The sequence below is a fragment of the Pantoea sp. YU22 genome (assembly GCF_003970755.1).
Classification (GTDB): Bacteria; Pseudomonadota; Gammaproteobacteria; order Enterobacterales; family Enterobacteriaceae; genus Pantoea; species Pantoea piersonii.
Window position 1 is genome coordinate 508,076 of record NZ_RYDU01000001.1, and the last position, 13,344, is coordinate 521,419.

The 13,344-nt window shown below is 59.4% G+C and carries 10 protein-coding genes; 5 read left to right on the forward strand and 5 right to left on the reverse strand.

Annotated features, from left to right (window positions below):
- Window positions 1-11 precede the first annotated feature (11 nt).
- The gene (locus EKL29_RS02470; RefSeq protein WP_120452235.1) at window positions 12-584 is read left to right on the forward strand and encodes a molecular chaperone; all 573 of its coding nucleotides are present in this window, start codon (window positions 12-14) and stop codon (window positions 582-584) included.
- A gap of 12 nt (window positions 585-596) precedes the next feature.
- On the opposite strand, the gene EKL29_RS02475 is transcribed toward EKL29_RS02470, so the two are convergent.
- Together EKL29_RS02475 and EKL29_RS02480 are read right to left on the reverse strand one after the other, a co-directional pair.
- A complete protein-coding gene (locus tag EKL29_RS02475) occupies window positions 597-1,961 on the reverse strand; it encodes a CoA transferase (RefSeq protein WP_126688774.1) in 1,365 nt (454 codons plus the stop codon).
- Window positions 1,962-2,008: 47 nt separating this feature from the next.
- Window positions 2,009-2,893 (reverse strand): DMT family transporter, encoded by an 885-nt coding sequence (locus tag EKL29_RS02480; protein ID WP_126688775.1) that lies wholly within the window; start codon window positions 2,891-2,893, stop codon window positions 2,009-2,011.
- Between the two features lie 182 nt (window positions 2,894-3,075).
- On the opposite strand from EKL29_RS02480, the gene EKL29_RS02485 reads away from it, so the two are divergent.
- The gene (locus EKL29_RS02485; RefSeq protein ID WP_126688776.1) at window positions 3,076-3,798 is read left to right on the forward strand and encodes a glutamine amidotransferase; all 723 of its coding nucleotides are present in this window, start codon (window positions 3,076-3,078) and stop codon (window positions 3,796-3,798) included.
- Here EKL29_RS02485 and EKL29_RS02490 read toward each other — a convergent pair.
- Window positions 3,780-4,349, reverse strand: a complete 570-nt coding sequence (locus tag EKL29_RS02490) for a class I SAM-dependent methyltransferase (RefSeq protein WP_126688777.1) — start codon at window positions 4,347-4,349, stop codon at window positions 3,780-3,782. The two genes, EKL29_RS02485 and EKL29_RS02490, sit on opposite strands and share 19 nt — an antisense overlap.
- Before the next feature lie 231 nt (window positions 4,350-4,580).
- Here EKL29_RS02490 and EKL29_RS02495 point away from each other — a divergent pair, with 231 nt between their 5' ends.
- Together EKL29_RS02495 and EKL29_RS23185 are read left to right on the forward strand one after the other, a co-directional pair.
- Entirely contained in the window at window positions 4,581-6,101 is a 1,521-nt protein-coding gene (locus tag EKL29_RS02495; RefSeq protein ID WP_120452245.1) for an aldehyde dehydrogenase family protein, read from the forward strand.
- A gap of 179 nt (window positions 6,102-6,280) precedes the next feature.
- Complete coding sequence (locus tag EKL29_RS23185) at window positions 6,281-6,451, forward strand: hypothetical protein (protein WP_167456949.1); 171 nt, start codon at window positions 6,281-6,283, stop codon at window positions 6,449-6,451.
- A gap of 217 nt (window positions 6,452-6,668) precedes the next feature.
- Here EKL29_RS23185 and fumA read toward each other — a convergent pair whose 3' ends face one another.
- Both fumA and EKL29_RS02505 read right to left on the reverse strand, forming a co-directional pair.
- A complete protein-coding gene (gene fumA / locus EKL29_RS02500) occupies window positions 6,669-8,315 on the reverse strand; it encodes a class I fumarate hydratase FumA (protein WP_120452247.1) in 1,647 nt (548 codons plus the stop codon).
- 154 nt (window positions 8,316-8,469) lie between these two features.
- On the reverse strand, window positions 8,470-9,978 hold the full coding sequence (locus tag EKL29_RS02505) for an anion permease (RefSeq protein WP_126688962.1): 1,509 nt from the start codon (window positions 9,976-9,978) through the stop codon (window positions 8,470-8,472).
- A gap of 578 nt (window positions 9,979-10,556) precedes the next feature.
- On the opposite strand from EKL29_RS02505, the gene EKL29_RS02510 reads away from it, so the two are divergent.
- A complete protein-coding gene (locus EKL29_RS02510; protein ID WP_120452249.1) occupies window positions 10,557-13,334 on the forward strand; it encodes a flavocytochrome c in 2,778 nt (925 codons plus the stop codon).
- The last annotated feature ends 10 nt before the right edge of the window (window positions 13,335-13,344 follow it).

Consider the following 13,344-nt stretch of genomic DNA (forward strand, 5'->3'; position numbering starts at 1 on the left):
TGGAATAGTGCATGAACGAGTTTTCCATTCTGTGCCGCGTCATCGGCTCTCTGTTTAACCGTCAGCCGCAGGATCCGTTGCTGGTCCCGCTGTTTACGCTGCTGCGCGAGGGCAAACTTGGCGCGCAATGGCCGCTGGAGCAGGATGAGCTGCTGCAGCGTCTGCAGCAAAACAGCGATCCGCAGGCGCTGGCGGCGGATTACAATGCGCTGTTTGTCGGCCCCGACTGTAGCGTCCCGCCTTACGCCTCTCAGTGGCCGGAGGGCAAGCCAGAGCCGGAGGTGCGCGCTTTTCTCGCCTCGCGTGGTATGCCGCTCAGCGATGCGCCAGCTGACCATTTCGGCGTGCTGATGCTGGCGGCTTCCTGGCTGGAAGATCAGTCGGCGGAAGATGAAAGCGAGGCGCAGTTTGCCCTGTTCGATAGCTATCTGCTGCCCTGGTGCGGCGCGTTTCTCGGCAAGGTCGAGGCGCACGCCACCACGCCCTTCTACCGCACGCTGGCGGCGCTGAGCCGCGAGGCTATTCAGGCGATGTGGGATGAGCTTAATGAAGCCGCCGGAGACGACGGCGAAGATCAGGTCTAACTCAGCCCGGTTTTACCAGCGCGCCGGATGCCTGCCCGGCGCACAGCCCGGCGTCGCGCAGAGCTGCGGCGTGCCGGGCAGTCGTGCGGCGGCGCGCAGACGTTCACCCACTCCCCATGGCGTAAGTTCCACCATCGGCAGCGTATCGTGCTGATGCGCGAGGATGCCCGCTGAGGGGCTCTTTTCCCTGTTGGGATGCTGCTGCAACAGCAGGGCGGTGCGCGCCAGCGACAGTCGCGCCTGAACGCCATAGCCGCTTGCGCGCCGCTGGCGCAACCCTTCCAGCGCCGCGGCGGCCATCAGATAGCCCGTTGCGTGATCCAGCGCCTGAACCGGCAGGGGGGTCGGCGTCTCGCGTCCTGACCAGCGCATGCCGCTATCGGCGATGCCGCACGCCATCTGCACCAGACTGTCGAAGCCGCGGCGGTTGCGCCAGGGACCGCGCCAGCCCCAGGCATTAAGGCCGATATCGACCAGGCCCGGCGACAGCGTCGCGCGCGTTTCAGCGTCAAACCCCAGCTGCTCGAGTGCGTCGGCGCGATAGCCATGCACCAGCAGATCGGCCTGTTCCAGCAGCTCGCGCAGCGTCTCGCGGCCCGCCGCCGTTTTAAAATCGACCACGGCGCGCCGTTTGCCGCAGGTAATCTCTTCATCCAGCGTCGGCTCGTGCCAGCCGGGCGGATCGATACGCAGTACCTCCGCGCCCAGGCTGGCGAGAAAACGCGTCGCGACCGGCCCGGCGATAACGCGTGTCAGATCTAAAACGCGCACGCCGAGCAGCGGTCGGGCAGCAGGCATCGGCCAGCGGCGCGCCGGGGCGGCGACGCCGCGTTGCCAGTCGATCAGCGGCTCTTCGCGCACCGCCTGACCTTGCGGATGCTGTTGCCACTGCTGTTCGCTGCGCATCTGCGCGGCGCAGCCGCCCGCATCGACGATCGCCTGCTCCAGCGCGCCAGCCTGCCAGCGCGCCACCTGGTGCGCCAGCGCGTCGCGGTCGGGCTGCTCTCCCAGCACGCGCGTCATCGCTGCACGATGATGCGGCGCATTGGTATGCAGGCGGATCCAGCCGTCGGCGCTGCGATAATCCCCGGCAAAAGCGTCCCAGAGCGCGGGCGCGGGGCGGTTGCGGGGAACAAAGCTGCTCTGAAACCAGCGCGAGGCGAGGCGCACGTTCACGCTGACCGGCTGGTCACTGCCGATGAAATCCGCCGTCGCCTGCGTCGCCAGTCCGATGCTGGCGGCGGCCAGTTCACTGACGGCAAAGGCGGATGAGAAGGTGGCAGTATCGAGAAAAGTGGGTGCGGCGGTTACGTCATCAGAGCCACGCAATCCTTGCCGCAGCTGCTGCCACAGTGACGCGGCGAGCTGATAATCCATAATGGTTCTCCAGAAACAGACGGTATTCAGAGCATAGCACCGCTTTTTCAGCGGCGGCGCAGGCGCGGGAAGCGCGCATGCATCCGCAGGCTGCGCACGTTGATGACCGCTATCGCCGTACCGCAGATCACCAGCGAGGCGCCGATGATTTTAAAGCTGTTAAGGCTGTCGCCCAGCACCACAATGCCCATCAGCACCGACAGCACCGGGGTCAGCAGCGAGTAGGGCATAATCAGATTGACGTTGTACTTCTTCAGCAAGCCATACCACAGGGTATAGGCGACTATCGAAGAGGCGATGGCGCTGTAGAGAATGCCGAACCAGCCGCGCCATCCCGCCTGACTCAGCGCGTAGAACTGATGCGATTCCATGACAAAACTCGACAGCCCAACGATGGGTACCGCCAGAAAAGCGATCCAGCCGGTCATAGTAAGGGGCTTAATCGGCGGCGATTTTTTGACGATAAGATTGCTGACCGCCCAGCCGGTAGCGCTGCAGAGCAGAATAACCAGCACCCACCAGGCGGGTATGGTCGGGCTGCCGGAGAGCACCGCGACGCCGCTCAGTGAGATGGCGATGCCGACCAGCTGGATAGCCTTCAGCTGCTCCTTCAGCACCACCATCGCCAGCAGCATGGCGACAGGCGTGCCGAGCTGCACCACAATCGCGCCGGTACCGGCGTCGGTATAGCGCATGCCGACAAACAGCAGCGAAAAGTGCATAAAGCCGAAGGTAAAGGCGAGCGCGAGCAGCCAGGGCAACTGCTGACGCGTGATGCGACAGAAGGGGATAAGCACAATCGCCACTACCACAAAGCGCATCCAGGTAAGGAACAGCGGCGGCAGCTCCAGCAGCCCCCACTTTACCGCCACATTGTTGAATGCCCAGATGGAAACCACCATCAACACCAGAAAAAAATGCCGCAATGCCACAATCCTGTCCTTCGCTGTTATTTTTTCGCCACCTCTTAATGATGGCACGAAGCGGAGAGGCGCTGACAGGTGCCAGTAAATATTTTTATGTTATGACAAGTGCGGGAAAATCATAAGACAAGCTGCCGCTTTGCTGTCAGACTGGTTCACCGAGACGTTTATCTGTAAGGATCCGGTTCGGTATGACATCCACTTCTGCTTTGCCCCTTGCCCTGATTCAGTTAGAAGTTCCCCCTGCCGAGGTAACGGCACGCATCGGCGAACAGCCGCGCTGGTTTATTGAGGCGCTTGGCCTGCTGCCCGATGATTATGTGATTGTGCGTCCTCATCTGGGCGAGTCCCTGCCGCAGTTCGATCGGATCAGCGGCGCGATCCTCAGCGGCTCCTGGGCGATGGTCACCGATCACGCCGACTGGAGCGAGCGTAGCGCGGCGTGGGTACGGGCGGCGATAGAGGCTGAGCTGCCGCTGCTGGGCGTCTGCTACGGCCATCAGCTGATGGCCTACGCGCTGGGCGGCAAGGTGGCGGACAACCCCAACGGCTGGGAACGCGGTCTGCTGCCGCTGACCTGTGAAACGGCGGCGCAGCGCGACGAACTGCTTGCGGCGTTTCCGGGCCGGTTCAGCGCCTGGCTGTCGCACCGCCAGTCGGTGATTGCGCCGCCGCCGCAGGCGCAGGTGCTGGCGAAATCGGACAAAGATGGCTGTCAGATCCTGCGCTATTCGCCGCAGGCGCTGTCGGTGCAGTTTCACCCTGAATTTTCGCGCCGCATTATGCGCGCCTGTCTGCCGCAGGAGGTCAGCGACAGCGGCGCGGATATGGAGGGCACTGACTGGGCGCGACAGCTGCTGGTGGCGTTCTGGCAACAGACGCGCCCGCAGGCGGGTCAGGCGCAGGGAGCGTAACCGCGTCTGCAGCGGTAAACCCAGGCGGGCGGCACGTTTTTCAGCACCCGCTGGCGCTGCCAGGTAAAGTAGCGTGACAGATCGGGCTGAGTCATCGAGGTGTACTGAAACTGTACGAAGATGCCGTCCGGTCCGAGCGCATTAAATACCGCCCGTAAAATGTTGTCGCGCAGCGCGGGCGGCAGCGACAGCAGCGGCAGGCCGGAAATGATCGCGTCATACTCCCCGCTCAGATACTCCGCTGAACAGTGGCGAACCTGCATGCGACTATCCTCCAGCGCACGCAGCTTATCCGCCAGCGGCGCGCTAATCTCAAATACGTCCAGTTCCGCCTGCGGCTGCATGCGCGCCAGCAGGTGACGCGTCAGCACGCCGTCGCCTGCGCCGAGTTCGGCGACGCGCAGGGCGCTGCGCCAGCAGACGCTGTCGCTCATGGCGCGGCAGAGCGCTGCCGATGAGGGCGTAATGCTGCCCATCTTGCGCGGATGGCGAATAAACTGATGAATAAAGTCTGCTTTTGCGCGCATAAGGGTAAAAGCCGAAGCCAGCATGTCACTCTCCTGTTATTAATCTCCTCTGTTGACCCTGATACGGCCTGAAGTTTCGCTTTTTTTCCGCACCCCGGCCTGTTCTCAGAATTATCCGTGCGCCTGAGCGGTGCGCTTTTCCTTTGCGGCGGTCACAGTTTCCGACAGCAACATCTGACAGGCTAGGTTTGTTCATTCATTGTTAACAGCAAGTTTCATTGTTGTTTCAGTTCCTGACCTGTAAGGAGATTTACCATGCGTTACGCCTCTCCCGGAGAACAGGGTTCTCTGATTCACCTCCAGAAAACCTACGGCAATTTTATCAACGGCGAATTCGTGCCGCCGGTGAACGGGAACTACTTCACCAACACGTCGCCGGTTAACGGTTCGGTGGCAGGGGAATTCCCGCGTTCGGACAAGGCAGACGTGGACAATGCCGTCGCCGCGGCGCAGGCCGCAGCCGAAGCCTGGGGTAAAACGTCGCCGCAGCAGCGTTCGCTGGCACTGCTCAGGATCGCTGATCGGCTGGAGCAAAACCTCGAATATATGGCGGTGAATGAGACCTGGGATAACGGTAAGCCGGTGCGCGAAACGCTGGCCGCCGATATGCCGCTGGCGGTGGATCATTTCCGCTATTTCGCTGGCTGCGTGCGGGCGCAGGAGGGCACGGCCGCTGAGATTGATGAGTTTACCGCCGCCTATCATTTCCATGAACCACTGGGCGTGGTGGCGCAAATTATCCCCTGGAACTTCCCGTTGCTGATGGCGGCGTGGAAGCTGGCGCCGGCGCTGGGTGCGGGCAACTGCGTGGTGCTGAAACCAGCTGAGCAGACGCCGCTGAGCATTACGCTGTTTGTTGAACTGATTAAGGACCTGCTGCCGCCCGGCGTGCTGAACGTGGTGCACGGCTACGGCAAAGAGGCGGGCGAGGCGCTGGCCTCTCATCCCGACATCGCCAAGGTCGCCTTTACCGGCTCTACGGCGACCGGTGGTCATATTCTCGAACTGGCGGCGAAAAATTTGATCCCCTCGACCGTCGAGCTGGGCGGCAAGTCGCCGAATATTTTCTTTGAAGACATCATGCAGGCGGAGGAGAGCTTTATAGAGAAGGCTGCCGAAGGCGTGGTGCTCGGCTTCCTTAATCAGGGCGAAGTCTGTACCTGTCCGTCACGCGCGCTGGTGCAGGAGTCCATCTACGAGCCCTTTATGGCGGCGGTGATGAAACGCATCAAAACCATTAAGCGCGGCGACCCGATGGACAGCGAAACCATGGTCGGCGCACAGGCATCGCAGCAGCAGTTCGACAAGATCCTCTCTTACCTGGAGATTGCCCGTCAGGAGGGCGCAGAAGTGCTGACCGGCGGCGGCGTCGAGAAGCTGGAAGGGCATCTCGCCAGCGGCTATTACATTCAGCCGACGCTGCTGAAGGGCAACAACAGTATGCGCGTTTTCCAGGAGGAGATCTTCGGACCGGTGGTAGGCATCACGACCTTTAAAGATGAAGCGGAAGCGATCGCCATCGCCAACGACTCGATTTACGGGCTGGGCGCGGGCGTCTGGACGCGCGATATCAACCGCGCTTATCGCGTCGGCCGCGCCATTAAGGCGGGGCGCGTCTGGACCAACTGTTACCACCTCTATCCGGCGCACGCCGCCTTTGGCGGCTATAAAAAATCGGGCATCGGGCGCGAAACGCATAAGATGATGCTGGATCACTATCAGCAGACTAAAAACCTGCTGGTGAGCTACAGCGTGCAGCCGCTCGGTTTCTTCTGATTTACCGGCTGCGGCGCGTTGCTCTCTGGGCAACGCGCCGTTTTTATTTCATATTTATCTCAGTGCAATTAGCGTTTTTTCGACCCATTGTTAACTGTCATAACCGCGTAAGATTGCTGTGGCAAGGTCAGGAGAGTGCTTCCTGACAGGCCTGAGGCCGAAACGAATAAGGAATGTTGATGAACGAGATCTATAACGTGCTGAATGAACATGACGACGTGCTGGACGGTCTGGAGTACAGCATTATCGCCGTTAACCTGCCGGACCGTCAGGCAGCCAGTATGCGCGATGGCGACAACGCCGATCGGCGGCTGGCGGGCGAGGCGGCGGAGGTGCCGCGTTTCTGGTAACCCGCTACAGCGTTATACGCGCACAATGCGCCTGAAACAGCTTTTTGCAGGCAGCTCGAAAGTTTACTACGTGGCTGGCAGGCGTCGAGAAGTAAAACGGCCCGCGACAGAGATGTCGCGGGCCGGGTGAGCAGGGATGCGGTAAGCATCTTTGCCATCGAACCCTGCCAGCTGCGTGAGCGAAAAAAGTAACGCCCACTACAGGGTAGTTAGGTTGTTATTTCACGCAGCGCGCGCAGGTGCTGTCCTGGATCTGCTTAAAGAAGTCGTTGCCTTTATCATCTACCAGGATAAACGCCGGGAAGTTTTCGACCTCAATTTTCCAGATCGCCTCCATGCCCAGCTCGGCATACTCCACGCACTCCAGCTTCTTGATGCTCTGCTGCGCCAGGACGGCAGCCGGACCACCGATACTGCCGAGATAGAAACCGCCGTGCTTATGGCAGGCATCCGTCACCTGCTGGCTGCGGTTCCCTTTCGCCAGCATAATCATGCTGCCACCGTGCGACTGCAGCAGATCGACATAGGAATCCATGCGGCCAGCGGTGGTCGGGCCAAGCGAGCCAGAGGCGTAGCCTGCAGGCGTCTTCGCCGGACCGGCGTAGTAGATCGGGTGATCTTTCACGTACTGCGGCAGCCCTTCGCCACTGTCGATGCGCTCTTTCAGCTTCGCGTGTGCGATATCGCGCGCCACGATAATGGTGCCGCTCAGCGAAAGACGCGTAGAAACCGGACAGGCTGACAGCTGAGCCAGGATCGCTTTCATCGGGCGGTTAAGATCGACGCTGACCACGCCGCCTTCGCCCTGCTGGCGCAGCGCGTCAGGAATATACTGCGCCGGGTTATCTTCCAGCTTCTCAATCCAGATGCCGTCGCGGTTAATCTTCGCTTTGATATTGCGATCCGCCGAGCAGGAGACGCCCATCCCCACCGGACAAGAGGCGCCGTGGCGCGGAAGGCGGATCACGCGAATATCGTGCGCGAAATATTTGCCGCCAAACTGCGCGCCCAGACCCAGCTGCTGCGCCGCTTCCAGCAATTCCTGCTCCAGCGCCAGATCGCGAAACGCCTGGCCATGCTCGTTGCCGCTGGTCGGCAGGCTATCGTAATAGTGCGTCGAGGCGAGCTTCACGGTTTTCAGCGTGCTCTCCGCCGAGGTGCCGCCAATCACAAACGCGATATGGTAGGGCGGGCAGGCGGCGGTGCCGAGCGACATCATCTTGTCTACCAGATAGTTCTTCAGCCTGCCGGGACTGAGCAGCGCCTTGGTCTCCTGATAGAGATAGGTTTTATTGGCGGAACCGCCGCCCTTGGCGATGCAGAGGAATTTATACTCATCGCCGTCGGTGCTGTAGAGGTCGATTTGCGCCGGCAGGTTGGTGCCGGTATTCACCTCGTTGTACATATCGAGCGCGGCGTTCTGCGAGTAGCGCAGGTTATCTTCGATAAAGGTGTTATAGACGCCCTGCGACAGCGCGGCTTCATCGCCGCCACCGGTCCAGACGCGCTGGCCTTTTTTACCCATAATGATCGCGGTGCCGGTATCCTGGCAGGTCGGCAGTACGCCTTTAGCGGCGATTTCCGAGTTGCGCAGAAACTGCAGGGCGACATATTTATCGTTTTCGCTCGCTTCAGGGTCCGCCAGAATAGAGGCGACCTGCTGCTGGTGCGCCGGACGCAGCATAAAGGAGGCGTCGTGAAACGCCTGCTGCGCCAGCAGGGTCAGCGCTTTCGGATCGACCTTCAACACCTCTTCGCCCTCGAAGCTGGCGACGGAAACGTGCTCGCGGGTCAGCAGATAGTACTGGGTGTCATCATGGGACAGCGGAAAGGGTTCTTGATAGTAGAAAGGTTTATTCGACATCTCGGCTCACTTAACACGGCTTGTCGGCTCGCGCAGCGCGAGGCGAACAGCCGCAACTATTGTTGGTTGTTATTTCGTCAGCCGCGCGGGACGCGGCTGACGTAAGCAGAAGGAAAAAGATTTTACACTTTATTAACCTGTCTCGTCGCCTGCTTTAGAACATCATGACCATCCACGGGTAGGCGACCAGCATCAGCAGCACCAGGAACAGCAGGCCGAAAATGGTGCCCAGACGCCAGTAATCTTTCGTGGGCAGATAGCCGCTGCCGTAGTAAATCGGGCTGGGGCCGGTGCCGTAAGGGGTGATAATTCCCATCACGCCGAGTGAGGTACAGAGCATCAGACAGAACACCGGCATGTTGATGCCCGGAATCGCCGCGGCGATAGTGAGCATCGCAGGCAGCAGCGCAGTGGTATGCGCGGTGGTACTGGCGAACAGGTAGTGCAACAGATAAAAGGCGATCAGCAGCACCACGGCAGAGACCTGCGGATCGTAACCCTGCAGCAGCATGCCGCCCTCTTTGCCCAGCCAGGCGATAAAGCCGACGCGCGCCAGCCCGTCCGCCAGCGCCACCAGAGTGGCGAACCAGGCGAAGGTATTCCACGCTGCTTTGTTGCTGGTGATATCGGTCCAGTTCAGCACGCCGGTCCAGAGCATCAGCACGATAACCAGCAGCGCGGCCATTGCCGGTTCAATCCAGGCGGTGGCGAAAATCCACATCAGCAGCGCACACACTACAAAGATCAGCAGCAGAATCTCATTGCGCGACAGTTTGCCCAGCTTTTGCAGCTCGGCGGTGGCCCAGCGCGGCACTTCATCGTTAACTTTTACTTCCGGCGGGTAGAGCCAGTAGGCGAGCAGCGGCATCGTCAGGATCAGCAGCACGCCGAGCGGCAGGAACGCGATAAACCACATGCCCCAAGAGATATCGAAGCCAATGACGCTTTTCACCAGCGCCAGCGCCAGCAGGTTCGGCGCCAGCGCCGACAGGAACATTGAACTGGTGATACAGGCGGCGGTGATGGCGACCCACATCAGATAAGAGCCGATGCGGCGCGCGCTTGGGTCGTTGGGTTTAGAACCGTAGAGCGGCGGCAGGTTGGCGATAATCGGGTAGATGGTGCCGCCGCTGCGCGCGGTGTTTGAGGGAGTAAAGGGTGCCAGCAGCAGATCGGCGAAGGTAATGGCGTAGCCGAGCGTCAGGCTGCGGCGGCCGAGATACTTCACCAGGATCAGCGCCAGCCGGCGTCCAAACTGGGTTTTATCGTAGCCGGCGGCGAACATAAAGGCGCCGAAAATCAGCCAGACGGTGGAGTTGCCGAAACCGCTTACGCCCCACTTAAAGGACTCTGTGGCGATCTTAAAGCCGGGCTTCGCCAGCTCGGCGGGGCTGAACAGCACATACTGGCTAAAGAGGGCGATAATCACCACGCCGGTCAGACCGATCACCGCACCCGGCAGTGGCTCGAAGATCAGGCCGACAATCACGCCGACAAAGATGGCGAAAAAGTGCCAGGCGTAGGGCTCAAGGCCCGCTGGCGTCGGCACCAGCAGCAGCAGTACGGCGACCACGATGGGAAGGGCCAGCATAAGCCAGCGTTTATGTTGTCCCGGCGGCGGGACGGGCGCAGGTTGCGCGGCTTCGTTCAGCGGTTTTTTCATGTTCATAGTGAAGGTCTGCAAGTTATAAAGAAGAGAATGTCGGCTTTGCTGATGCGCTTTTGATAATTAACGTGCGCAGAATGCTTGCAGCAAAACCTTATTGAATAACGTCTTCAGATGACAACTTTATTAAATAAACCTTTGCGCTGTGACTATATGATGCGCCTGGCGAAATAGTAAATTTTGATCTGGATCAAAGAGTGAGTTCGGCTTTTTAAGCGCTCGCTTTCTTTAAAATTCATATCGCCGTCTTAAGAAAAATCCTTACCAAAAAGCAGCGTTATCAGCGCCTTTTTCTGTAAATCCGCTTCATTATAGATTATTGAAAAGATTATAGTATTTTTTAATCTTAACAATAATTTGATTTTCCCTGCGCTTTCGCTAACATTACTATAACTAAAATATCAAGCTTTGCAAAATAAATAACTCCGCTACTTCAAAAGTTTTATAACTATATTCATTTCTTTTGTATCTAAAGTAACTGGTATATTAGGGGTATGAAGTCGGACCTTTTAATAATTGCCAGCATGCCTCGTCCGCAAGAATTTTTCAGCTTTTAATTTCCGGAGTTAATCTAAATGAATACTCGCACCCCGCTTTTAAATCCGCTGACTTTGCCGAACGGCGCGGTATTAAAAAATCGTCTGGTCATGGCACCGATGACCACCTGTACAGGATTTTACGACGGCACCGTAACCAGCGAGCTGGTGGAGTACTATCGCGCACGCGCCGGTACGCTTGGCACGGTTATCGTCGAGTGCTGCTTCATCGACGCTAAAGGTCCCGCCTTTCCTGGCGCAATCGCCATCGACAACGACAATAAAATCGCCGGCCTCGCTCGCATCGCCGACGCGATCAAATCCCAGGGATCAACGGCCATTCTGCAGATCTACCACGGCGGCCGTATGGTCGAACCTGAGCTGATCGGCGGTAAAACGCCGGTCGGCCCCAGCGCTATCGCCGCGCCGCGCGAAGGCGCGACCACGCCGCAGGCGCTGACCGCTGATGAAGTCGACGTGATGATCACGAAATTCGGCGACGCGGTGAACCGCGCCATCAAAGCGGGCTTCGATGGCGTCGAACTGCACGGCGCCAACACCTACCTGATTCAGCAGTTCTATTCCCCAAACTCCAACCAGCGCGACGACAAGTGGGGCGGCAGCCGCGAAAATCGCGCCCGTTTCCCGCTGGCGGTGCTGGATATCGCCCATAAGATGGCGGAGCGCATCGCACACAACACCTTTATTATCGGCTATCGCTTCTCGCCGGAAGAGATCGAAGTGCCTGGCATTCGCTTTGCCGACACGCTCTATCTGCTGGAGAAACTGGCGGAGCGCGGGCTTGACTATGTGCACTTCTCGGTTGGTCAGCTGCTGCGTCCCTCCATCGTTGACACCCAGGATCCCACGCCGCTGATCGACAAATTTATTGCGCAGCGCTCTGAGCGGCTGGCGAAGGTGCCGGTGATTGGTGTGGGCGGCGTGGTGAATAAAGCGGATGCGGAGAAGGGGCTGGAGCATGGCTACGACCTGGTGGCGATCGGTAAAGCCTGCATCGCCTATCCGGACTGGGCGGATCGCGTCCTGAATAATGAGCATCTCGATCTCTATATCGACAGCACCCAGCGCGAAGCCCTGATGATCCCGGAGCCGCTGTGGCGCTTCTCGCTGGTGGACGCGATGATCCGCGAAGTCAGCGCGCCGGGCCGCAAATATAAGGCGGGCGTCTATCAGGAAAAAGTCGAGGCGGAAGCGCTGAAGCTGAAAATCAACGTCACGCTGGATACCGACCGTATCACTGACATCTCAATGGTGCCGGACGATACGCTGGACGTCGATTTCACCGAAACCTTTGAAAGCCTGCGTAACCGGATGCTGGTCGCCAACAGCCCGCACGTCGATGCCATTACCGGCGCGACTACCCAGAGCGAGGCGCTGAAAAAAGCGGTATCGCGCGCGCTTTCTACCTCCAGCAAAGAGTATGTGATTGAAGAGGGCGGCAACCCCGCCGCGCCGCAAAACTACGACGTCGTGGTCATCGGCAGCGGCGGCGCAGGCCTGGCGGCGGCCATCCAGGCGCATGACGAAGGCGCGCGGGTGGTGATTATCGAGAAAATGCCGACCATCGGCGGCAACACCATCAAAGCCTCGGTGGGCATGAACGCGGCGGAAACCCGTTTCCAGGCGATGAAAGGCATCAAGGACAGCAAAGAGCTCTTCTATCAGGAGACGCTGAAAGGCGGCCAGAACAAAAACAATCCGGTGCTGCTGCGCGAGTTCGTCGAGCTGGCGCCGGAGGCGATCGACTGGCTGGCCGACCACGGCATTGAGCTGAACGATATCACCATCACCGGTGGGATGAGCATCGACCGTACGCACCGTCCTGCGGATCGCTCGGCGGTCGGCGGCTACCTGATCAGCGGCCTGGTGAAAAACATCAACAAGCGCAACATTGAAGTGCTGCTCGATACCTCGGTCGCGGAAATTCTCACTGAGAACGGCGCGGTCACCGGCGTGAAGGTGGTGGATGAGTACTACGACAGCCGCATCCTCTATGCGAAAAGCGTTATTGTCGCCACCGGCGGCTTTAGCGCCAACCGCGAGATGGTCGTGAAATACCGCCCGGAGCTGGATGGTTTCGTCACGACCAACCATAAAGGCGCTACCGGCAGCGGTATCGCTATGCTGCAGAAGCTGGGCGCGGATACCGTGGATATGGGCGAAATCCAGATCCATCCTACCGTCGAGCAGACCACCTCTTATCTTATCTCCGAGTCGATTCGCGGCGGCGGCGCGATCCTGGTGTCGCAGGAGGGCAAACGCTTCTTTAACGAGATGGAGACGCGCGACAAAGTTTCCGCGCAGATTATCGCGCTGCCTGAGAAAAGCGCCTGGGTGGTTTTCGACGAGCAGGTGCGGGCGAACAACAAAGCGGCGGATGAGTATATCGCCAAGGGCTTTGTTATCAGTGCCCCAACCGTGGGCGAGCTGGCGGTGAAACTCAATATGGAGCACACCACGCTGGAAGAGACGCTGGCGCGCTACAACCAGTTCGTCGTGGACCAGAAAGATGAGGATTTCGGCCGCACCACGGCGCTGCGTCATCCGCTTAATCAGGGACCTTTCTACGCTATTCGCGTGGCGCCAGGGGTGCATCACACCATGGGCGGCGTGACCATTAATACCGATACCGCAGTGCTCGACAGCAATAAACAGCCGATCCGCGGCGCCTGGGCGGCGGGCGAAGTAGTCGGCGGCATCCACGGTGCCAACCGCATCGGCGGCAATGCCGTGGCGGATATCATTATCTTTGGTATCCTTGCCGGACGTAACGCGGCGGCCCTGGCGCGCAGCTAGTCTGCGGCTG

Coding starts and splice junctions, on each gene's coding strand:
- EKL29_RS02470 (WP_120452235.1), top strand. CDS start 12: ATGAACGAGTTTTCCATTCTGTGCCGCGTCATCGGCTCTCTGTTTAAC.
- EKL29_RS02475 (WP_126688774.1), bottom strand. CDS start 1,961: ATGGATTATCAGCTCGCCGCGTCACTGTGGCAGCAGCTGCGGCAAGGA.
- EKL29_RS02485 (WP_126688776.1), top strand. CDS start 3,076: ATGACATCCACTTCTGCTTTGCCCCTTGCCCTGATTCAGTTAGAAGTT.
- EKL29_RS02490 (WP_126688777.1), bottom strand. CDS start 4,349: ATGCTGGCTTCGGCTTTTACCCTTATGCGCGCAAAAGCAGACTTTATT.
- EKL29_RS02495 (WP_120452245.1), top strand. CDS start 4,581: ATGCGTTACGCCTCTCCCGGAGAACAGGGTTCTCTGATTCACCTCCAG.
- EKL29_RS23185 (WP_167456949.1), top strand. CDS start 6,281: ATGAACGAGATCTATAACGTGCTGAATGAACATGACGACGTGCTGGAC.
- fumA (WP_120452247.1), bottom strand. CDS start 8,315: ATGTCGAATAAACCTTTCTACTATCAAGAACCCTTTCCGCTGTCCCAT.
- EKL29_RS02505 (WP_126688962.1), bottom strand. CDS start 9,978: ATGAAAAAACCGCTGAACGAAGCCGCGCAACCTGCGCCCGTCCCGCCG.
- EKL29_RS02510 (WP_120452249.1), top strand. CDS start 10,557: ATGAATACTCGCACCCCGCTTTTAAATCCGCTGACTTTGCCGAACGGC.